The organism is Pseudomonas sp. LB3P14, from assembly GCF_054898045.1.
The window spans coordinates 1,766,496-1,786,493 of sequence record NZ_CM142714.1 but is presented as its reverse complement, the minus strand read 5'-3'; the positions used below and the strand labels follow the sequence as shown (position 1 = coordinate 1,786,493).

Here is a 19,998-nt window from a genome sequence, read left to right as displayed (position 1 = left end):
GTGATCGTCGGCACCGCAGGGCACATCGACCACGGCAAGACTTCCTTGCTCCAGGCACTGACCGGCCAGGCCGGCGATCGTCGCCGGGAAGAACGTGAACGCGGGATGACCATCGACCTCGGCTACCTTTACGCGGCGCTGGACCCGCAAGCGCCCCTGACCGGTTTTATCGATGTGCCCGGTCATGAGCGCTTCACCCACAACATGCTGGCGGGGGCTCAGGGCATTGATCTGGTGTTGCTGGTGGTCGCGGCCGACGATGGCGTCATGCCTCAAACCCTCGAACACCTGGCCATCGTTGAACTGCTGGGAATCCCTCGGGCTCTGGTGGCAATCACCAAATGCGACCGCGTCGAACCGTCCAGCGTGCAAGTCGTGCGCGAGCAGATTCAGACATTGCTGGCGCCGGGACCTTATGCGAACGCGCCGCAGATTGCGCTGTCGAGTGTGACCGGGGAGGGCATCGAGACGCTGCGACAGGCCCTGCTCGATGCGCAACGTGAAGTCGTTCAACGCAGCACCACCGGCGGTTTTCGTTTGGCGATCGATCGTGCCTTCAGCGTGGCCGGCGCCGGTATCGTGGTGACCGGCACGGCGTTGTCTGGGCAGGTTGCGGTGGGCGATACGCTGATGCTCGGTCCGCTGGGCAAACCCGTTCGCGTGCGAGGCCTGCATGCGCAGAATCAGGCTGCCGAGGTCGCAACGGCCGGACAGCGAGTCGCGTTGAACCTGAGTGCCGAACGGTTGGCCCTGGAGCAGATTCACCGCGGCCACTGGCTGCTGGCCGAGTGGCTGTACGCGCCGACCCAGCGAGTGGATATCGACCTGCAATTGTTGGCGAGCGAACCCAAGGCCTTCGAGCACTTTCAGCCCGTACACGTGCACGTGGGGACTCAAGACGTGACCGGGCGGGTGGCGTTGCTGGAAGGCTCCAGCCTGGCGCCGGGCGAGCGGATGTTTGCGCAACTGCTGCTGAATGCGCCGGTGCAGACCGTGAAGGGCGATCCCTTGATCCTGCGCGACCAGAGCGCTCAACGCACCCTCGGCGGTGCTCGGGTGCTCGACCCGTTTGCACCGACCCGACAACGCCGAAGTCCCGAACGGTTGGCGCAGCTACACGCCCTCGCCACACGTAATGACTTGGAAGAAATCCTGCCGGCGTTATTGGCCAACAGCGAGACCGGGCTCGATCCGCAGCGTCTGGAGCGTCAGTTCAACCGCCCACGCAACACGTGGGTTTTGCCCGATGATGTGCGCCTGATTGACACCCGCCAAGGTCCATTGCTGTTCAGTGCTGCCCGCTGGGAAGCGCTGAAAGCGCCGTTGCTGGAGCACCTCGCACGCTTTCATCAACTGGAACCGGATCAAATGGGCCCGGACCGGGATCGCCTGCGGCGGTTCACCGGCACAGCGCTGGACCGCCCGACATTCATCAGTCTGCTCGACGAATTACTCGCCAGCGGTGCCATTGCCGCCAGCGGGCCATGGCTGCATTTGCCCGATCATCAGGTGCGTTTGAGTGAAGACGACGAAGCCCTGTGGCAACACTTGCAACCGTTGTTCGAACAGGCCGGTTTCGATCCGCCGTGGGTGCGCAATCTTGGCCATGACGAGGCGGCCGTGCGTCTGCTGCTGCGCAAAATGGCGAGGTTGGGATTGGTACATCAAGTCGTCCGTGACCTGTTCTATACCGACACAATGATCCGCCGGTTGGCGGCTATGCTTGTGCAACTGGCCGTGGAAAACCCGGTGATTCAGGTCACGGCGTTTCGTGATGCGGTGGGCCTGGGTCGCAAGCGCAGCATCCAGATTCTCGAATACTTCGACCGGATCGGCCTGACCCGACGGTTTGGCGACAAGCGCCATATCCGCCTCGACAATGCCTTGGCCCAACACACCGATAACTGACTTCAAGGAAGGCAATCGCGCCCGGTGGCGCGGCCGGGCTTCAAACCCGGTTGGGGACGGCATCCGTTCCCGGGCAGGTTCGACTCCGGCTGCCTTCCGCCATTTGCGCCATCAGGGATGCCCGAAGCTCAGCGGGTACTGGATAACCACATAGACCCTGTCGATATCGTCGCCCGCCTGGGCTGTGTTGGCCCGATGCGAAACATGGGACAGTTGCACAGACATCCCTTTGGCCGCGCCGGACTGCACGATGTAACGCAGGTCTATGTCTCGCTCCCAATGCCGTCCGCCATCGCCTTGTTGAGGCACGTATTCACCGACTGACTCATCAAAAGGGTTGTAAGCGCCGCCCTTGGGCGCATGGGTGCCGTCGATTTGGCTGCCCATGACGTAACGCGTCATGAAGTTCAGGCCGGGAATCCCGAAGGTGCTCAAATCGAGGTCGTAACGTGCTTGCCATGAGCGTTCATGGGCGCCGTTGAAGTCGGCGAATTTGATCGAGTTGGCCAGGTAGATCGAGTCTGCGCCGATAAAATCGAACGGCGTGTCGCCATTGATTTTTTGATAGGCCAGGGTGAAGGCATGCGCATCGACGTTGTATTTGCCCGACAGGCTGAACGCGGTGTTGTCGATGGCGCCGGCCAGCGCTTTGCCGGTGTCCTGCGTGTGGTAGAGATTGGCGTCGAGGAACACCCCGGGCTGCTTCAGGTGCAGATTGGCGTAGTACTGATGCCAGGTGTCGCTGAGTTCTGAAGCATAGAGCGCGCCGCCGACTGGACGTTGGGTGAACAGGTCGGTGCCGAGAAACGTAATGCCTCCGGCCTCGGTGTTGGCGCCGTAGCCGTAGAAGTTGCCCTTGCTCGAAGAACTGTCCTGGTTCTTGAACGCAGTGAAATGACCGGCAACCAGATTTACGCCTTCAATTTCGTGGCTGTTTAGCAGTAATCCTGTGGCGTACTCCGGTTGCAGACGCTTGTCCGCGGTGTCGAACACCGGGGTTTCCACCATCATTTCACCGAACGCCAAGGTCGTTCGGGAGGCTCTGATTTTCAGCGCGCCGCCACCACTGGAATAGTTGTCTTCGCTGCGGCCGTCATCATCCACGGGCAGCAATCCCGTCCCGGAATGTCCCTTGCCGCCATCGAGCTTCAGCCCCAGAAAGGCATGGGCGTCGAGGCCAAACCCAAGCGTGCCGGGTGTGAAACCGGATTCAAAAGAGCTGATAAAGCCTTGAGCCCACTCTTGTTTGTAGCTCTTGTTCGCAGGCGAGGGGGACCGGTAATCACTGTTGAGGTAGAAGTTCCGGCTGAGCACTTCAAGCGTCGCTCCGTCCAGAAACCCTTGTGCAGATTCATCAGCCATGGCTGTCCCGGCTGTCCCGGCGAACAACACCGATAACCAGAAGGGGAACCCGGCGCGAAGGTCTTGCTTGCCAAACTTCATCGGTCAATCACCACGCAGCAGCGACCGCGGAATGTCCGCAGTCACTCGCTTATTATATGACAACCGCGTAAATGGCCTTCCGAGGCACCGAACATGGTTTTGGCGTAGATCAGGCCAAGGAACAGCTTTTGCGATGGCCATGGCGATGTCCTTACGGGTGAGTGAGGAGGCCATGGTTGCGTAGATTCAGGCGGGGATATTGATCTGATGTGCTGTGTTTTAGGTTTTTGCGAGGACGCTTGAAGGGCGGCCCCGCGCACTATCGGTTATGGCGTGGGGCCGTCTGTCATTGCATTACATAACGCCCCGGTGCCGACTCAATCGCCGGGTATTGGGCGTTACCGGTATGCAGCACCGAGGGCTGGCGCTCGCCGGCCTGTTCAGCCAGCCAGACAAACCAGTCATTCCACCAGCTACCGGGATGTTGCTCGGCATTCTTGAACCAGGTTTCAGGGTTTTTAGTGACCCGATTGTTGGTCCAATAGTGGCGTTTTTCCTTGGCCGGTGGGTTGATCACCCCGGCGATATGCCCCGAAGCGCCCAGCACAAAACGCTTGGTCCCGGAGAGCAACTCGGTGCTGGCGTAAGCGCTTCTCCACGGCACGATGTGATCGTCATGGGTGGCGAGGATGTACGCCGGAGCATCGATGGCGCGCAGGTCCAGCTTGACCCCGCAGCAGTCCAGTTCACCGGATTTCAGGTCGTTCTGCAGATAGGTGTGGCGTAAATACCAGCAGTACATCGGGCCTGGAAGGTTGGTGCTGTCGTTGTTCCAGAACAGCAGGTCAAGGGGGATCGGTTTCTGGCCCTTGAGGTATTTGTCGACGTTGTAGTTCCACCACAAGTCGTTGGGGCGCAGCAGCGAGAAGGTGTTGCCCATGTCCTCGCCCTTGAACAGGCCGATGGGGCCATCCTGGCCGCCGATGGTGCGCTCGCGGTAGGCCACCAATTGTTCGTCGACGAAGACGTCGATGGGCCCGGTATCGAGATAGTCGAGGAAGGTGGTCAACAGGCTCACGCTGCTGATCTCGCGGTCGCCGCGCGCCGCCAGGACGGCCAGCGCCGAGCTCAACAAGGTGCCGCCGATGCAGAAGCCGACGCAATTGGGTCGTTGCTCGCCGCTGATCTCGCGGGTCACTTGCAGGCCTTTGATGATGCCGGTTTCGATCAGGTTATCCCAGGTGGTGCCCGCGTGTTCCTGGTCGAAGTTGCGCCACGACATCAGAAACACCGGGTGCCCTTGTTTCAACAGATGGCCCACCATCGAGTTGTCCGGGCGCAAGTCGAGAATGTAGTACTTGTTGATTGACGGCGGCACGACAAACACCGGGCGCCGGTACTGGGTTTCGCTTTGCGGGTAATACTGAATCAGCTGGAAGAGTTCGTTCTCGAAGACCACCTCACCCGGCGTGTTGGCCAGATCGACGCCCACTTTGAACGCGCCGGCGTCGCACTGGCGCATCTTGCCTTCTTGCAGGTCGCTGGCCAGGTGCAACAGGCCGGTGAGGAGGCTGCTTCCCTGGGTATCGACGACCCGTTGCAGCGCATCGGGGTTACTGGCCAGAAAGTTACTCGGCGCCCCGGCGGCGATGGCTTGCTCCACCAGATAGAGCAGGCGCTGGCGCGGTTTTTTGTCCGGGATCGCTAACGTGTCCAGCAGTTTGAGTAGAAACCCTGCGTTGAGCAGGTAAAACGCAGCGAGGGAACCGAACAACGGCTGGCTCCAGTTACCGCTGGCAAAACGTCGATCATCGAAGCTGAACGGCTGACCGGTCAGCAGACGCTGGCCGAGTTCGCCCCATTGCTGTTGGTAATCCGCTTGGAGACTGTCCAGGGTACCGCGCGGCAGGTCAAACCACTCGTTGTATGCCTGGCCGGTAAACCACGGATTGGTGCTGACCCAGAGACGTAATTGTTGCACTGCAAAGGAGGCAATGAACGGAACCTGGCCTGACCAGAAGGTGTTGAAGGTATGCGCGTTATTGTCCATGGAACTCCTTACCCACATCCGTAAACCGGGCAGAAAAAAAACCGCGGCACCGGACTTCGGCGCCGCGTCAACACTCCTGTGTTCTAGCGCTCGATGACCAGGCTGACACCCTGGCCGCCACCGATGCACAACGTGGCCAGGCCTTTTTTGCCGTCGCGACGAATCAACTCGTGCAACAGCGACACCAGAATCCGCGCGCCCGATGCGCCGATCGGATGGCCGAGGGCAATCGCGCCGCCGTTGACGTTGACCTTGCTGGTGTCCCAACCCAGTTCTTTGCCGACCGCCAGTGATTGCGCAGCGAACGCTTCATTGGCTTCGATCAGGTCGAGGTCGTCCAGGGTCCAGCCGGCTTTTTCCAATACCAGGCGAGTGGCTGGTACCGGGCCGATGCCCATGATCGAGGGGTCCACACCAGCGCTGGCGTAAGCCGTGATGCGTGCCAGCACCGGCAAGCCGAGAGCCTTGACCTTGGCGGCGCTGGCCAGCAACAGCACGGCGGCACCGTCGTTGAGGGTCGAAGCGTTACCAGCGGTCACAGTGCCGTTTTTCTGGAACGCGGGTTTGAGGTTGCCCAGTGCCTGCAGCGTGCTGTCCGGACGCGGCTGTTCATCGGTGTCGAAGACCAGCGGCTCACCCTTGCGCTGAGGAATCAGGATCGGGGTGATTTCACGCTTGAAGTAACCCGCTTCGATGGCAGCAGCGGCTTTCTGTTGCGAGGCTGCAGCAAAGGCATCCTGAGCTTCGCGACTGAGGTTGTACTTCTCCGCCAGATTCTCGGCGGTGATGCCCATGTGGTAGTCGTTGAAAGCGTCCCACAAACCGTCCTGAATCACGCTGTCTTGCAGTTGCGCATGACCCAGACGCAAACCGGTGCGTGCCTTGGGCAGAACATAGGGCGCCAGGCTCATGTTTTCCTGACCGCCGGCAATGATGAGTTCGGCGTCGCCGCAACGGATGGCCTGGACCGCAAGCTGGACAGCCTTGAGGCCTGAGCCGCAGACCTTGTTCAGGGTCAGGGCAGGGGTGGTATTGGGCAGGCCGGCCTTGATCGCCGTCTGGCGTGCCGGGTTTTGCCCCGAGCCCGCGGTGAGTACCTGGCCGAGGATCACTTCATCGATCTGCGCCCCGTCCAGACCTGTCTCTTCCAGCAGACGACGAATGACCGCCGCGCCCAGCTCGGTGGCTGGAATCGCGGACAAGGCACCTTGAAAACTGCCAATGGCGGTACGAGTAGCGGCAACGATTACGACTTCGTTCATGCGTGACCTCATTAAGATTTTGTCGAGCGGAAGCAGGGCATCCATGCCCTGACAGGCCTACTGCATGTTCATGCCGCCGTTGACCGAGAAGTCCGCGCCGGTGCTATAGCCCGATTCATCGGAAGCCAGCCAGGCCACGATGGAGGCGATTTCTTCGGGTTGGCCGAGGCGCCCGACCGGTGTGGCCGCGATCATGCTGTCGAGAATGTCCGGACGGATGGCCGCGGTCATGCTGGTCTGGATGTAGCCTGGGGAAACGGTGTTGACGGTCACGCCCTTGCCGGACACTTCCCGGGCCAGCGCCATGGTGAAGCCATGGATGCCAGCCTTGGCCGCGCTGTAGTTGGTCTGGCCGAACTGGCCGCGCTGACCGTTGATCGAGGAGATGTTGATGACCCGTCCCCAACCCTTGGCCAACATCCCTTCAATCACCTGTTTAGTGGTGTTGAACAGGCCCGTCAGGTTGGTGCCGATGACTGCATTCCAGTCTTCTGGAGTCAGTTTGCGAAAGGACGCATCCCGAGTGATGCCAGCGTTGTTGACCAATACATCGATCGGGCCGAATTGCTCACGTGCCATCTCGAACGCTTTGCGCGTTGATTCCCAATCGGTGATGTCGCCATAAATGAATTCGAATTGATAACCCGCCTCCAGTTGGCTCGCCATCCATTCGTTCTTGCGGGCGGAATCAGAGCTGCAGCCCACGATGACCTTGAATCCTTCCTTGTACAGGCGTTGGCTTATCGCAGTGCCAATCCCACCCATACCACCCGTGACCAACGCAATACGACCAAGCGACTTCATACACTCTCTTCCTTTTTGTGTTTTGCGTTGTAAGACGGGTGGATTGTTCGGTATTGGCGGGGTGTGCGGAAGTGTTGAGAGGTGACTGTCTGGTGTCCAACGGCGCCATGCACGCAATGAAACTGAACTGTTCACTGCTTTCGTCATCGCCAAGCAGCTGCTACGGGTCGACGAATGGTTTGAAACGCTGGCAAAAAATGACGAGTGCCTATACTGGGATCAATATTTGAGACTTATTAGTCAGTTAGTATTCGATTCAACGCAGGTTAGTCATGGCTCCGGACAGGATGTTCGGCTCCACAGGTCATTGAGGACGGCATGTATAGAATCAGTTCAGGTTATGCCAGCGTGCTGGTGAATACGCTCTCGGCACAAGGGCTGGATGTTGCCAGTCTGTGTCGGGAGGCTGGGATGGACATGGAGACCGTTAACAACCCGGGAGCGTACTGCGAACGAGGGGCTATTTATCGGCTATGGGAACTGGGAGCCCAGGCCGCTGGCGATCCAGACATCGGTTTGAAGGCCTATGGAAACTTCCATCCCGGTAACCTTCAGATCGTCGGCTACACCATGATGTCCAGTTTGAATCTGAAGAAAGCACTTGAACGCCTGGTGCGTTTCAGCCCTTTGATCAGTACCGGATTCAGCCTGTTTTTTTTGCCGGAGCAACAGCATTATCGATTGGCGTCGCTTGATCATCAGCAAAAGGGGTCGGTCAAACCCCGGCAGTACTCGGATGCAGGCATGGCTTCATTGCTGGGTTTTTGCCGTTGGCTGGCGGGGGGCAACTTACCGCAACCGTTGAGTGTGGAGTTCGCCTATCCCGAACCTGAAGACACGTCCGAGCATCAAAGGCTGTTTGGCTGCGACCTGCATTTTGGAACTGCCTATGACAGCATCCTGTTTGACGGGCAGGAGCTTCTGCGTCCGCTGAGCATGGCTAACGAAGAACTGGCGGTACTGCATGACAGTTTTGCCGAAGCTCAATTGGTTTCGCTGTTTGGCTTCACCATCGTCGGCAGAATTCGGGCACTGATTACCAAGCGCTTGAGTCAGGGCCAGGGGCCGTGCGATATGGAGTCGATCGCGGCCGCCTTGAACATCAGCAAGCGAACGCTGCAACGCACCCTGGAAAAAGACGGGACGCAATTCAAGGACGTGCAGAATGCCGTGCGCCGGCAATTGGCCGATTTCTACCTGCGCAATTCTCGCTTCAACATGAAGCATGTGGCGTATCTCCTTGGTTTTCATGATCACAGCAGTTTCAACAAAGCCTGTAGCCGCTGGTTTGGCATGACACCCGGAAAGTATCGGGCCGATGAATCGTATTGAAATCGAGGAAGCCGCGCCGGTGTGACGCGGTTCTCCCCAGCGTTAAACGTTATTTCACCGGAGGTTTTTTTACGCCTTTCTTGCCCTTGGCAGGTTTGCGCACTGGACTCGCAATTTTGGCGATGGGGTCAGGGGCCACTGCGGGTATTTTCTGCTTGATTGACTCAGGGGTTATCGCCGGGACTTTCTCCTCGACGGCATCGGCATCGGCATCGGCATCAGCCTCACCGAGTGGTTCGGTTCGGCTGAAACCTGGCAGGGGGACGTCGAGCAGCGTGTGCAGCTCACACCAGAATGGGTTGTCTGCGCCGCTGGTCAGCAGTTCCGGCAGCAAATTGGCGACGGCCGCCAGCACTTGTTGGCGCTCTTCGACCTCAACCAACATTAAGGGCAGGCTGTGCAGGCTTTCTTGCGGGTGGGTAGCGACCAGCAGTTTTTGCAGGCGCAGGGTTTCGCGCAAATCAAGTGGCTCGGCACTGTAGTCCTGGAGCAGCACCTGCATTTTCAGGATCAATTTTTCGACGCTTTCCTTGCCCGGCTCGTCGCTGTCGCGGCCCAGCAGGAACAGGATCCGTATCAAGGCTTCCATCAGACCGCCAAGGGGCAGGGCATCTTGCAGGCGCTCGATCAGGACTTTGTCGTGTTGCTTGGCATGTTCCTGGAGATTTCGCCCGGATGGATTGCCGGCGAGGCTATTGAGTACGCCATACACACCGTAGAAACACATTTCCTGAGCTGCATCACGCAGATCCCGATAGCCGTTCAAGGCGTCCTGCATCTGGTTGGAAAACAGTTCCTGCCAGACCAGCAACGGGTTTTTTTGACTGGCGGGGTGACGATCATTGCTCACCTGGTCGGCGCTTCCTGCCAGCCACCACAGTGCCGGATTCAAACTGTTCCACATCACCTGCTGCTGGTGAAAAGGGTGTGCCTTGCGCAAGAATTCTGCGACGGGTTCATTGATCAACTGGCGCAACCAAGGGCGTACGAAGCCGTCGTAAAGGCGGTTGTTTATGGCCGACGCACGTTCGACCAAGGCAAATTCGCGATCGTCATCACGGGGCTTCTGCACTTCGCCATGGATGTCGGCGATACGTCGGCGTTCGAAACGCACGGCATACGGCGTCGCCGAGCTCTCCGGCAGGTCTTCGATCAGCATTTCATACAGCCCGGCTGACAGCGCATTGATCGCATCGACCGCACCGAGCAACTCACGGTGCTCACGCCGTGCCACTTCACCGGACACGAAGATGCCCAGATGACCGATGCTCGCGTGCCGCAGGTACACGATGGTGCGTCCGGCATTTTGCAACGCGAGATCGCTGGGATAGACGTCGGTGATCCAGTCCAGTGCCTGCTGCGGTGAGGTGATGTTGTCGCCATACGAGCAGAACACCACCACCGGCACTTCAATCAGTTTGAGGTCAAGCCCGCTGCTCTTGCGTCCGAGGCCCCCGGACAGCTGATTACCGATGAACAGGTCGTCGACAATCATCTCGATCTCTTCGCCATTGAGCAGGGTCGGGCTGCCCCACCAGCGTTCGAAATCCAGAAAACGTGCGGCCTCGCGGTCGACTTCGCTGAACAGGTGGTAGTACTTGCCCCAATAGGTGTTGGCCGGGTCCAGGTTTTCGAAATTGCTCACCAGCCAGGTGCCGTCGAAACGGTCATTACCGAGGTCGCTACCGAGGCGCGCCATCCAGCCACCACCCAGCAAACCACCGGTGTAGCGCATCGGATTGCGGCCATTGACGCCGGCCCAGTACGACAGCGGCGCACCATTGACGATGATCAACCCCGGCAACTCGGGCCGGGTGGCGGCCAGCCCCATTAACGCCCAGCCCGCCTGGCAGTTGCCAATGACAACAGGTTTGGCGCTGTCCGGATGCCGGGCGCTGACGACTTCGATGAACCGCGCCTGGGCTTCTGTGATATCGGCGAGGGTTTGCCCAGGGCGTGGCGAGTGACTGAAGGAGATGAAGTAGGTGGGGTGGCTGGCTCTCAGGCTTTCGCCGATGACCGAATCCTGTTTGAAACCGCCGATCCCCGAGCCGTGGCCACCGCGTGGGTCAATGATGATCACCGGCTGTTTTTTGCTGTCGAGCTGCTGCCCGGGGCCCGCGAGGATTTGCAACAACGAATAGTTGACCGGGCGAGGCAGGGCTTCACCGGCGACCAGCGTTTCATGATTGAACTTGAGCAGCAGCGGATACCCGGCGCGCTCGTGGGCCAGGGTGTTGTCGCCGCGCTGGCGCAAGGTGTCCCAGAACAACACGCTGCGCTGGCCAAGGTCCGTGAAGTATTCCTCCCAGTCAGCGGGCGTAGGCGGCCTGAGTTGCCCAAGGCTTAAAGGCGCGAAGGTTTTTGCCTGGCGCTTCTGCACGGCGTCAAGGACGTTGCGGGTATTGAGGCGTTGCAGATGATTGAGGTGTTCGAACAAACCGACGGGTTCGGAAGGCTCTTCATCTTGCAGCGCAATATTGACTTCCTGACCCATCGTAATCTCCTGACGCTCTACATGGGACCTGTGCATCTAAACCCTTTAGTTAAAGAGGGCTAGGCTGGCCGTTCGATAGACTGGAGTTTATAGCGAATAGGGAGGGCTTGAGCAAAGTTTATTTTGCAGCGCACAAAAATAGACGTTGCCAAATGGTTTTGTGCACTGCAATATCAAGGCTAACGCGATGACTGGCCGGATCGCTATCGCGTCTTCACGTCCATCAGGGCCTTCCAGTACCAGGAGATTCAAGCATGTCTTTTTTCAATTCGGAAAAACTGCAAGCCGCTCAGAAAGCCAACCTTGATCTTTTGCAGCAAATCAGCGGCAAAGTCTTCGCTAGCGTTGAACAGCTCAGCCAGTTGCAGTTCAAGGCACTGCGCGACTCCACCGAAGAGCACTTCGAAGGTGTTCGCAAGCTGTTGGCCGTCCGTGATCCACAAGGTTTCGCTGAGCTTCAGGCTTCTTTCACCCAGCCAAGTGCGCAGACCGAACGTCTGGCCGAGTTCAATCGCCAGGTTCAAGCGCTGATCGTCGGTACTCAGTCGGACATCGCCAAACTGACGTCGAGTCAGGTCGAGGCTGGCACCCAACAGGTGCAAGAGTTCGTTGAAGCGATCAGCAAGAATGCACCGGCCGGTTCCGAGCCTGTTGTGGCAGCGTTCAAGTCGAGCCTGGCGAATGCCGGTACTGTGTTCGAAAGTGCACAGAAAGCCGTAAAACAGGCTTCCGATGTGGCTCAGAGTAGTTTCGACGCAGCGACTGCCGCGGCCACCAAAGCTGCCCCGGAAGCAAGCGCCAAGGCTACCAGCGGTAACAAGTAAGTCACGTCAGGCAAGCGGCACCAATGGCGATGGGATCATTCCCCATCGCCATTTTTTTTCGGCCCGTTTTTGGTATCCGGCTTGCCGCCAAACATGCCAAACAGGTTCTGGGTGTTCAGATAAAGCGCCTTCGACTGGTCGACATATTGGCGCATCAGATCCTGCATCACCGGGGCCTGTTGATGCATGAAGTCGCTCCAGGCCTCGGACGACTGGGCGCCGGTCTGGGACTGAATGTCGATTACGGTCTGAATGCTCTTGTCCAGGTAACTGCCGAGTACGCCCTGATAAGGGCCGTAGAACTGGATAATCCCCATCAGCATCTCGGTGGTGAAGATGGGCTCACCGCCGCTTTCGGCCTCCAGAATCACTTGCAGCAGGATGCTGCGCGTCAGATCCTCGCCGCTCTTGGCATCGACCACCTGAAAGGCAATTTTGTCGACCACCAACTGGCGTATGTCTGCCAGCGTCAAATGACTGCTGGTGTGGGTGTCATACAGTCGGCGATTGGGGTACTTCTTGATCAGGCGGGGAGTGTTCCGACTGTTAACTGGCATACGGGGGCATCTCGTGGCGAACCTGATTTGCAGGCATCTTAACCTACTCTCATCCTTGGCGCTTTTGAGGCCGCCTTCGCGAGCAGGCTCGCTCCCACATTAAGCCGTGTCAATCTGAACAACCCGGTCAACTGTGGGAGCGAGCCTGCTCGCGAAGAGGTCCGTCATCACTGCGAAAATCCAGCATAAAAAAGAGGACTTCGCCGTCAAGCGAGTCCCCCTTTGTGAAACCTGAATCGGCTTACCAGATCGGCAACGTGTAGCTGACGACCAAGCGATTCTCATCCAGATCACTACCGAAGTTAGTCGAACGCACCGTCTTCTATAGAGCGTCTATGCTGGGCTAACCGATCTCATACCTTTGCAGCGATCTGCAAGGAGGCAGCAATGGTGCCCACATCCAGCTCCGAGAAGGCGTTCACTCGCAGTCTGCTTGACGTCCTGATTCGTGCCGGGCTGATCGCCATTCTGGTGCTTTTCTGCTTCGAGATATTCAGCCCGTTCCGCGACCTGATGCTGTGGTCGCTGATCCTGGCGATCACCCTTTATCCCCTGCAAGAGTGGCTGAAGGGGCCGCTGGGTCAGAAAGAGGGGCATATTGCGGCGCTGATTGTGCTTGTCGCCGTCGTTATTCTCATGGTGCCGATCTATCTGCTGGGCACCTCGATTGCGGATTCGATCGCGCACGCCATGAGCGTGGTCAAGGACGGCGGTTTCCATATTCCGCCACCGGCCGATTCAGTCGCCGATTGGCCATTGGTCGGCAAACCTCTATCGGCCCTCTGGCTACAGGCTTCAACCGATCTTCCCGGACTGACGGAGAAGTACGTACCGCAGATCAAAGGCCTCAGCCTGACATTGTTGAGCAAGCTTGCCGGCGTCGGCATGGGTTTCCTCACCTTTATCTTTGCGCTGATCATCGCCGGCATTTTCATGGCCTATGGCGAGAGCGGCAGCCGCAATGCGGTACAGATCGCGAGCCGCGTCAGCGATCCGGGCAAGGGGCCGAAAATCGCCGAGCTGTGTACCGCGACGATCCGTGCGGTCGCGCTGGGCGTGGTCGGGATCGCCTTCATCCAGATGCTGCTGGTGGGGCTGGGCTTCGTGTTCAAGGGTGTCCCGGGTGCCGGTCTGCTTGCCTTGGGGGTGCTGCTGCTCGGCATCATGCAATTACCGGCGACGCTGATTACGCTGCCCGTGATTGCGTTTGTATTCGCCACCGAGGGTGCCAGCACGGCGACCATCGTCTTCGCGATCTATGTCTTCGTTGCCGGCCTGGTGGATAACGTACTTAAACCGTTGCTATTGGGGCGCGGTGTCGATGTGCCGATGCCGGTGGTGTTGATCGGTGCCTTGGGCGGCATGGTCACCAGCGGCATCATCGGACTGTTCATCGGCCCGGTGGTGCTTGCGGTCGGCTATCAGTTGTTCTGGCAATGGGTGCGGGATCAGCCGCAGGACAGACCGAACGTCCCGCCGACGTTATGACTGCCTGGGCTTGCGCTAGCATGAAAGATGTTCAGGCCACTCGCCCTGACGAGCAGGGCTGCCACCATGACGACACAGAATCATCAACTGCTGGACCAGGTGCTGATCGCCCATGGTGGTCTGGAACGCTGGAACCACTTCAGTCAAGTTCGCGCCACGCTCGTGACCGGCGGCTCACTATGGGGCATGAAAGGGCTTACGCAAGACAGCGCACCCCGCCAGATGACCGTTTGGCTGCATGAACAGAGAGCCTCGGTGACGCCCTTCGGTGGACTTGATCAATTGACGGCCTACACACCGGATCGAATCGCCATCGAAAAGACCGACGGGAAGGTGGTTGCCGAGCGACAGGCGCCAAGGGAATCCTTCCGCGGCCATGGTGAAAATACTCCCTGGGATCCTCTGCACCGCGCGTACTTCAACGGTTACGCGCTTTGGTCCTACCTGACCATGCCTTTCCTGTTCACCTTCGCGGGTGTCGTGACCGAGGAAATCGAGCCCTGGCACGAGGGATCACAGCATTGGCGACGATTACGGGTGACCTTTCCCGAGAGCGTCGCCACTCACTGTGCGGTGCAGGATTTTTACTTCGGCGAGGACTTCCTGCTTCGTCGACACGACTACAACGTGGAGGTGAGTGGCGGCGTGCCTGCCGCCCAGTATGTTCACGACTACGTTGAGGCAGACGGGCTGCGCATGCCCGGCAAGCGACGAGCCTATCGGCGCAGGGATGACGGCCAGGCCGACAGGAATGACGTGCTGGTGGCCATCGACCTCAGCGAAATCAGCTACTCCTAGAGAGGGTTGAATCATGACCATCCATGCCTGGGAAAAACTCTACCTCGATGACTTGAGCCTGGGTCAGGTGTTCGAAAGCGACACCGTTCGAGTCGAACGAGCGGCGATGCTGGCATTTGCTCAAGCGTTCGATCCGCAACCTTTTCACCTTGATCCCGAGGCCGCCAGCTTGAGCCTGTTCGGTGCACTGGCCGCCAGTGGCTGGCACACGGCGGCGTTGACCATGAAACTGCTGGTTGCCAGCGTACCGTTAGCTGACGGGATCATCGGCCTGGGCATCGAGTTGAGCTGGCCGACGCCGACCTACCCGGACGATCTGTTGCGTCTGCAATGCACCGTGCAGGCCATCGAACCGTCCAGCTCCAAGCCAGACCGGGGCGTGTTGACCCTGTTCATGGAAACACTCAATCAGAATGACAAGGTCGTGCAGCGAGCCACCGGCAAACTGCTGGTGTTCAGAACACCGGCGCCTGATTGAGAGGCTAATCATGGGTGTGTGGAGCGCGCATGATGGGTGAGGCCATCTCACCGAATAGTTGAGCGCGTTTTCTGTCGATTGCAGAGACCGGAGGAGGCGTTTTGAAACCATTTCTGCCCAGACCCAGTGCCTCAACGATGAACATGTTGCGTGAAGGGTGCCTGCAACGCCGTGACGCGGTGCCGCAAACGCTGACGGAGCAAGCGGTCATCCCAGGCATCCCGAATGCACGCTATTGGCTGGACCAGGACCTGACGCTGTTCATTCGGGACGCGACTCTGGCCAACGATCGAGAGGTCGAGGCGCTCGCCGACTCAGAGTTGCCGACCGACATGCTGCCACGGGGCTATTACCTAGCCGTTTCCGGGGGCGGCGACGCCGGCACCTTCGCGGCGGGAATCATTGCGGGATGGACACTGCACGGGACCCGACCGGCGTTCAAGGTCGTCACCGGCATCAGCGCGGGTGCCCTGGTTGCCCCGTTCGCTTACCTGGGGCCTGAGTATGACGCTGTCATTCTGGGGATCTGCAAGGCAATCGGTCCAAAAGACGTTTTCCATTCGCGAAGTGTGCTGACTCGCCTGGCCAGCGACGGTATAGCGGACAGCAAGCCACTGGCGCGGCTCATTGCCAAGTACATCACCGCCGACGTGCTCGCGGCCATTGCCGCGCAATACGCCAAAGGACGACTGTTGATGATCGGTACCACCGATCTGGATGCAGGGCGTCCCGTCACCTGGAACATGGGCGCTATTGCTTCAAGCGAAGCACCGGGAGCGCTCCACCTGTTTCGCAACATCATGGTCGCGTCGATGAGTATTCCCGGCGCCGTTTCACCGGTCATGATTGATGTGGAGGTCGACGGCAAACAGTTTCAGGAAATGCACGTGGACGGAGGCGTCCTCACTCAGGTGTTCCTTTACCCGCCGGGCACCGTGATGGCACTAAACAGCGTGACCGGAGCGCGTATACGCCGAGACCGTCATTTCTATGTCATTCGCAATGGGAAACTGGAACCGCAGTGGTCAGGAACCAAGCGCCGTACCTTGAGCATCGGCGGTCGCGCCATCAGCACATTGATCCAGACTCAGGGGATCAGCGATCTGGATCGTATTTACCGAATTGCGCAGCAGGATGGGGCGGACTTCAACCTGGCGTACATCGGCTCGGATTTTCAGTTTCCTCGCAATCAGAAATTCGATGGCGATTACATGAAGCGTTTATTCGATTACGCCTTTCAACTCAGCTCGAAAGGCTATCCGTGGCATAAATCGCCGAATACGTGAGAGAGGACCGGCGCTATTGCCTAATGCCAGTCTCGCACCAGAGCAATCAGCTGACCGGCTCGGCCGTACAACTCATTTCCCCTGAGCCTGGTTTCTGGAAAAGCACCATGTTGCCGTCTTGCCAGAAGCGGTAGTTCCCCTGGTAATCCTTGCCAGTGTATTGGGTTCCCGAATCACTCGGTACCTGATTCAGGGTGATCGAGGTGTTCGCCCATTTCAGGTACACGACACCAGGCTGCGTGGTAAAGAAGGTGGCAGCAATCAGCGCGTTAAACCCTGTACAACGAAAAGCCAGGGGGCCTTCGGTGAGTCGGTCTGGATCCTTGGTTCTCACAATGGCCGAGCCTTGGCGCAGCTGGTGCGCGCGCTCGGCATAACTTCGGATCGTGCACGCCTTGGGCGCAGGCTCGGAGGCACACTGATTGCGGGCCTCGATCCAGAACGCTTGGTCGATCATGACGTTGTCTGGAGGCGGTACTGAATGTTCATCCGTGAGCGCCAGGCGATAAAGACGCGTCAGTTCGATATCCATCTGCGCCAGTTGCGGATCGCGACAGATAAGCTTTTCGACGGATGCCCTTGCCTGGGAGCAGTCGAAGCTGGTCTTGAACGACGCAGCATTTGCACAGGTGCTCGTCGCCGCGCACACGCTGGCAGCGAGCAGACAGGTGAAAAGGGCCGTGACCGTTTTCATGTTGGCTTTACCCAGATCATTACGTGATGCCCGGATTGCCGTGGGACCTCTCGGTCCGTTGAACAGTCATTCATTCGCATTGGGTGTATCGCAGTGTAAGTCAGTGTTCAAAACTTGCCACGATTTCGCTTTATCGCAGCAATTGCTCGACCAACGCCGGCGTCACGTAGTGCGGCCCGTCGAACAGGTAGAGCGGATAACCATCATAGGCCGCCAATTGCGGTTTGAGCTCGGCAGCGGTCGCGGAGCGGAAACCGCCGCCGAAGTTGGGGCGGAAGGCTTCGACGATGATCCGTACACGATCTTTACCCAGACGCTGGCGCATGGCGTCGGCGTAGGTTCGGGCGACGGGGGCGGTGCGGGTGTAGACGCCGACGCCGTCCTGGAAGAACACGCCGATGTCGTCCGGCAGCCATTGCTTGAGCCATTCGGCCGTGGCGACGGGGCCGATATTGGCGCCATCATACACGCTGATCCACAACGGTCGCGGCAGCTTGGCCAGCAGGGCGGGCAGTTCTTTGGCGCGGGTCCAGCTGGGGTCGACTTCGGCCGGGAAATACCATCCAGTCACGTGTAACGGCGTAGGCAATTTGGCGATCCGTTCCGAGACCGTGGCCAGTTCCTCGATGTTGTCCCGTGAGCGGTTCTCACTGAAATAACCTGCCAGCCCAAGGATGACATCCTGCGCCCAGGGTGCCTTGGCGATGCGCGCCCAATCGGGCAGGACCGGTACGCCGGGCAGGCCGGTACCGGGAACGAAGGCCTGATCGTCGACGACTGTCCATTGCACCAGCAACTCACGCGCTCCGAGTTTTTCCCAGTGACCGCTGATACCGACGGTCTTGTTGTCCGGCTGCCAGACGATGCCGACAATCCCCGGGTCCAGGGCCTTGGTCTTCGTCACATAGAGCATGCCGGTACCTGCGCCGACGGTGACGGCAAGCAACAGAGCAGCAACGGTCACGCGACTTGCGGTGTAGCCAAAGATTTTCACGGAAGTGCCTTTTTGATGCGTTGATGCCATTGGTTCAGCGAGGTGACGCCTTTTGCGTTCCAGTTGGCTGCCGCATCCGGGCCAAGGTGGAATTGGCCCTCGTTGAATTGCCAGACAATCACTTGTGGCTTGTGTTCGGCAAAGTCCGGCGACTCCAAGTATTGCAGCAGCGTAGCCCACGGACCGACATCACCGGGGTTCCATGTCAGTGCGACGGGACGGTCCAGGGCATTTGAGAGCTTCTGCGTAAAACCCAGGTAAGGCTGGACAAAGCTGTTGCCGATCACCTGAACCGGTGCCGACGCGTCATCGATCAGCAAGTCGTTCTCTGCCTGATGGCGAACGGTGTAGATGTCGCGACCAATCGCCTTGCGCTTGATTGCTGGCAGGAAATTACTGGCCAGGTCGCCGAACGCGCGCCTGTCGAACCATTGACCCAGCACCGAGCCACCACCGGGGTCACCTCGCAAGCGATAGCGCGCGGTAATCAGATGCGCCGTGGAGTCGGCGGTGTTTTCAGCGCTCCAGGCTGTCCAGTGGTAGTCGGCGCGGTAAAACGCGGTCTGTTTGCCTTGCTCGGTCCGTTGCAGGATCGGCTTGATGTTCAGCGTGGTCAGGCCCGCTTGTGTCAGGTCGCTTTGCAGGTGTTCATAGCGCTGCATCACGGCCACGCTCAAGGGTTGATCGGCGGGCAGGCGCTGAGCATAAAACGGCGCTTTCATCGGCACCACCAGCACGACCAGCCCGATGTGATCGCGTTCAAGTTGCTGCTGGAGTTCTTTGACCAGCGCAATGTTGCGGGCAGTGCCGGTGTTGTCGACCTTGCTCAGGCTTTCCCAGGCAGGGAATAACCAGCCGCCGTTGCCGGTGATCACCGCCGAGGCTGCTTGAACGCCGGTGCCTGACAGGTTCGTCAGCAGGCCAGCGATCATGGCGGGCATCGACAATCGACGGATAAAACATTCGGGTCTGAATTGAAGGTTCATGGGGCGGTCTGGTCGACAAGGCCAATCAGGCGTGGAGCCTGGCGGGAGCCGATCAGGAACAGGCTATAGCGATCGCCGGCCTTGAAGGGCACCAGCTTCAACGGCGGGCTGGCGATTTCATTGCAGCTGACAATCAGCGTCGCTTGCACCGGGTTGATCGTGCGCTGGGCTTGTCCGTTGAACGGCAGTTGGTTGAATACCGGGGCGCCATTGGCCAGTTTGACCTCAGCCTTTTCGCAACCGCTGCTCAGGTTGTAAACGTTGAGTTCGGCGCGCAGGTCTTTCCCGCGCAGCGGCGGGTCGATGACCAGACGTGGCGCCCGTGCCGGGTCGCTGTCGAGAATCAGCGTGACCCACGCACTATTGGGTGCGCTCAGGCCTTTTATCTCGCGACCATTGACGGTCAGCTTGAGCGGCTGCCGCGAGTCCACGACCTGGAAGGGGCTGGCCACCGTGCTCTGGGCGGAAAGGCTAAAGCTTGCGCTTTGGCCTACCTGGACCTGCATCGCGGTGTCGGCCGGATTGACCACCCGCACATACGCGGAGCCTTCGGGCAATTTTGGCGCGTACAGTTGGGCGATTTCCGGGGCTGCTTGTGCGCCTGTCGAGAGCAGGCCAAGACCCAGCCACACACAGATTCGAACGTTCATGTAAGTC

General features: G+C 59.1%; 17 protein-coding genes, 1 tRNA gene and 1 pseudogene. 8 read left to right on the top strand and 11 right to left on the bottom strand.

Translation table 11 applies throughout. The features are described from left to right. Positions 1-1,908 carry a selenocysteine-specific translation elongation factor gene (gene selB, locus ACYZT5_RS08305; protein ID WP_462050649.1) on the top strand — a complete coding sequence of 636 codons (1,908 nt, stop codon included), beginning with the start codon at positions 1-3 and terminating at the stop codon, positions 1,906-1,908. A gap of 6 nt (positions 1,909-1,914) precedes the next feature. After that, a tRNA-Sec gene (locus ACYZT5_RS08300) sits at positions 1,915-2,010 on the top strand. Between the two features lie 9 nt (positions 2,011-2,019). Here the strand turns inward: ACYZT5_RS08300 and ACYZT5_RS08295 are convergent. The 4 genes from ACYZT5_RS08295 to phbB form a co-directional block, all read right to left on the bottom strand. Further along, a complete protein-coding gene (locus ACYZT5_RS08295; RefSeq protein ID WP_462050648.1) occupies positions 2,020-3,351 on the bottom strand; it encodes an OprD family porin in 1,332 nt (443 codons plus the stop codon). Positions 3,352-3,637: 286 nt separating this feature from the next. Further along, entirely contained in the window at positions 3,638-5,341 is a 1,704-nt protein-coding gene (gene phaC / locus ACYZT5_RS08290) for a class I poly(R)-hydroxyalkanoic acid synthase (protein ID WP_462050647.1), read from the bottom strand. A gap of 83 nt (positions 5,342-5,424) precedes the next feature. Next, entirely contained in the window at positions 5,425-6,603 is a 1,179-nt protein-coding gene (locus ACYZT5_RS08285) for an acetyl-CoA C-acetyltransferase (RefSeq protein ID WP_462050646.1), read from the bottom strand. Between the two features lie 57 nt (positions 6,604-6,660). After that, positions 6,661-7,407 carry an acetoacetyl-CoA reductase gene (gene phbB, locus ACYZT5_RS08280; RefSeq protein ID WP_462050644.1) on the bottom strand — a complete coding sequence of 249 codons (747 nt, stop codon included), beginning with the start codon at positions 7,405-7,407 and terminating at the stop codon, positions 6,661-6,663. A 318-nt stretch (positions 7,408-7,725) separates the two neighbouring features. On the opposite strand from phbB, the gene ACYZT5_RS08275 reads away from it, so the two are divergent. Then, positions 7,726-8,739, top strand: a complete 1,014-nt coding sequence (locus ACYZT5_RS08275) for an AraC family transcriptional regulator (protein WP_462050642.1) — start codon at positions 7,726-7,728, stop codon at positions 8,737-8,739. A 49-nt stretch (positions 8,740-8,788) separates the two neighbouring features. Here the strand turns inward: ACYZT5_RS08275 and ACYZT5_RS08270 are convergent, their stop codons facing one another. Continuing rightward, positions 8,789-11,236, bottom strand: coding sequence for a DUF3141 domain-containing protein (locus ACYZT5_RS08270; protein ID WP_462050641.1), 2,448 nt, complete (start codon positions 11,234-11,236; stop codon positions 8,789-8,791). 254 nt (positions 11,237-11,490) lie between these two features. On the opposite strand from ACYZT5_RS08270, the gene phaP reads away from it, so the two are divergent. Further along, the gene (gene phaP, locus ACYZT5_RS08265) at positions 11,491-12,060 is read left to right on the top strand and encodes a TIGR01841 family phasin (protein ID WP_462050640.1); all 570 of its coding nucleotides are present in this window, start codon (positions 11,491-11,493) and stop codon (positions 12,058-12,060) included. 35 nt (positions 12,061-12,095) lie between these two features. Here the strand turns inward: phaP and phaR are convergent, their stop codons facing one another. Together phaR and ACYZT5_RS08255 are read right to left on the bottom strand one after the other, a co-directional pair. Beyond that, positions 12,096-12,617, bottom strand: a complete 522-nt coding sequence (phaR, locus tag ACYZT5_RS08260; protein ID WP_462050639.1) for a polyhydroxyalkanoate synthesis repressor PhaR — start codon at positions 12,615-12,617, stop codon at positions 12,096-12,098. 241 nt (positions 12,618-12,858) lie between these two features. Further along, positions 12,859-12,936, bottom strand: a pseudogene (locus ACYZT5_RS08255) (OprD family outer membrane porin); the annotation flags it as partial. 68 nt (positions 12,937-13,004) lie between these two features. On the opposite strand from ACYZT5_RS08255, the gene ACYZT5_RS08250 reads away from it, so the two are divergent. The 4 genes from ACYZT5_RS08250 to ACYZT5_RS08235 all read left to right on the top strand — a co-directional run bounded on the left by ACYZT5_RS08250 (position 13,005) and on the right by ACYZT5_RS08235 (position 16,667). Next, complete coding sequence (locus tag ACYZT5_RS08250) at positions 13,005-14,105, top strand: AI-2E family transporter (RefSeq protein WP_462050638.1); 1,101 nt, start codon at positions 13,005-13,007, stop codon at positions 14,103-14,105. 66 nt (positions 14,106-14,171) lie between these two features. After that, a complete protein-coding gene (locus tag ACYZT5_RS08245) occupies positions 14,172-14,903 on the top strand; it encodes a hypothetical protein (RefSeq protein ID WP_462050637.1) in 732 nt (243 codons plus the stop codon). Positions 14,904-14,916: 13 nt separating this feature from the next. Continuing rightward, entirely contained in the window at positions 14,917-15,381 is a 465-nt protein-coding gene (locus ACYZT5_RS08240; RefSeq protein WP_462050636.1) for a MaoC family dehydratase, read from the top strand. 101 nt (positions 15,382-15,482) lie between these two features. Next, on the top strand, positions 15,483-16,667 hold the full coding sequence (locus ACYZT5_RS08235) for a patatin-like phospholipase family protein (protein ID WP_462050635.1): 1,185 nt from the start codon (positions 15,483-15,485) through the stop codon (positions 16,665-16,667). 46 nt (positions 16,668-16,713) lie between these two features. Here the strand turns inward: ACYZT5_RS08235 and ACYZT5_RS08230 are convergent, their stop codons facing one another. The 4 genes from ACYZT5_RS08230 to ACYZT5_RS08215 form a co-directional block, all read right to left on the bottom strand. Further along, positions 16,714-17,361 carry an MliC family protein gene (locus ACYZT5_RS08230; RefSeq protein ID WP_462050634.1) on the bottom strand — a complete coding sequence of 216 codons (648 nt, stop codon included), beginning with the start codon at positions 17,359-17,361 and terminating at the stop codon, positions 16,714-16,716. A 130-nt stretch (positions 17,362-17,491) separates the two neighbouring features. Continuing rightward, positions 17,492-18,385 carry an alpha-amylase family protein gene (locus ACYZT5_RS08225; RefSeq protein ID WP_462050633.1) on the bottom strand — a complete coding sequence of 298 codons (894 nt, stop codon included), beginning with the start codon at positions 18,383-18,385 and terminating at the stop codon, positions 17,492-17,494. Continuing rightward, positions 18,352-19,341, bottom strand: coding sequence for an alginate O-acetyltransferase AlgX-related protein (locus ACYZT5_RS08220; protein WP_462050632.1), 990 nt, complete (start codon positions 19,339-19,341; stop codon positions 18,352-18,354). Before ACYZT5_RS08220 ends, ACYZT5_RS08225 begins: the two co-directional genes overlap by 34 nt. After that, positions 19,338-19,991, bottom strand: a complete 654-nt coding sequence (locus ACYZT5_RS08215; protein ID WP_462050631.1) for an alginate O-acetyltransferase AlgF — start codon at positions 19,989-19,991, stop codon at positions 19,338-19,340. Before ACYZT5_RS08215 ends, ACYZT5_RS08220 begins: the two co-directional genes overlap by 4 nt. Positions 19,992-19,998: the final 7 nt, after the last annotated feature.

Excerpts from the sequence above, each read along its gene's own strand:
- ACYZT5_RS08295 (WP_462050648.1), bottom strand. The coding sequence starts at position 3,351 with ATGAAGTTTGGCAAGCAAGACCTTCGCGCCGGGTTCCCCTTCTGGTTA.
- phaC (WP_462050647.1), bottom strand. The coding sequence starts at position 5,341 with ATGGACAATAACGCGCATACCTTCAACACCTTCTGGTCAGGCCAGGTT.
- ACYZT5_RS08285 (WP_462050646.1), bottom strand. The coding sequence starts at position 6,603 with ATGAACGAAGTCGTAATCGTTGCCGCTACTCGTACCGCCATTGGCAGT.
- phbB (WP_462050644.1), bottom strand. The coding sequence starts at position 7,407 with ATGAAGTCGCTTGGTCGTATTGCGTTGGTCACGGGTGGTATGGGTGGG.
- ACYZT5_RS08275 (WP_462050642.1), top strand. The coding sequence starts at position 7,726 with ATGTATAGAATCAGTTCAGGTTATGCCAGCGTGCTGGTGAATACGCTC.
- ACYZT5_RS08270 (WP_462050641.1), bottom strand. The coding sequence starts at position 11,236 with ATGGGTCAGGAAGTCAATATTGCGCTGCAAGATGAAGAGCCTTCCGAA.
- phaP (WP_462050640.1), top strand. The coding sequence starts at position 11,491 with ATGTCTTTTTTCAATTCGGAAAAACTGCAAGCCGCTCAGAAAGCCAAC.
- phaR (WP_462050639.1), bottom strand. The coding sequence starts at position 12,617 with ATGCCAGTTAACAGTCGGAACACTCCCCGCCTGATCAAGAAGTACCCC.
- ACYZT5_RS08250 (WP_462050638.1), top strand. The coding sequence starts at position 13,005 with ATGGTGCCCACATCCAGCTCCGAGAAGGCGTTCACTCGCAGTCTGCTT.
- ACYZT5_RS08245 (WP_462050637.1), top strand. The coding sequence starts at position 14,172 with ATGACGACACAGAATCATCAACTGCTGGACCAGGTGCTGATCGCCCAT.
- ACYZT5_RS08240 (WP_462050636.1), top strand. The coding sequence starts at position 14,917 with ATGACCATCCATGCCTGGGAAAAACTCTACCTCGATGACTTGAGCCTG.
- ACYZT5_RS08230 (WP_462050634.1), bottom strand. The coding sequence starts at position 17,361 with ATGAAAACGGTCACGGCCCTTTTCACCTGTCTGCTCGCTGCCAGCGTG.
- ACYZT5_RS08225 (WP_462050633.1), bottom strand. The coding sequence starts at position 18,385 with ATGGCATCAACGCATCAAAAAGGCACTTCCGTGAAAATCTTTGGCTAC.
- ACYZT5_RS08220 (WP_462050632.1), bottom strand. The coding sequence starts at position 19,341 with ATGAACCTTCAATTCAGACCCGAATGTTTTATCCGTCGATTGTCGATG.
- ACYZT5_RS08215 (WP_462050631.1), bottom strand. The coding sequence starts at position 19,991 with ATGAACGTTCGAATCTGTGTGTGGCTGGGTCTTGGCCTGCTCTCGACA.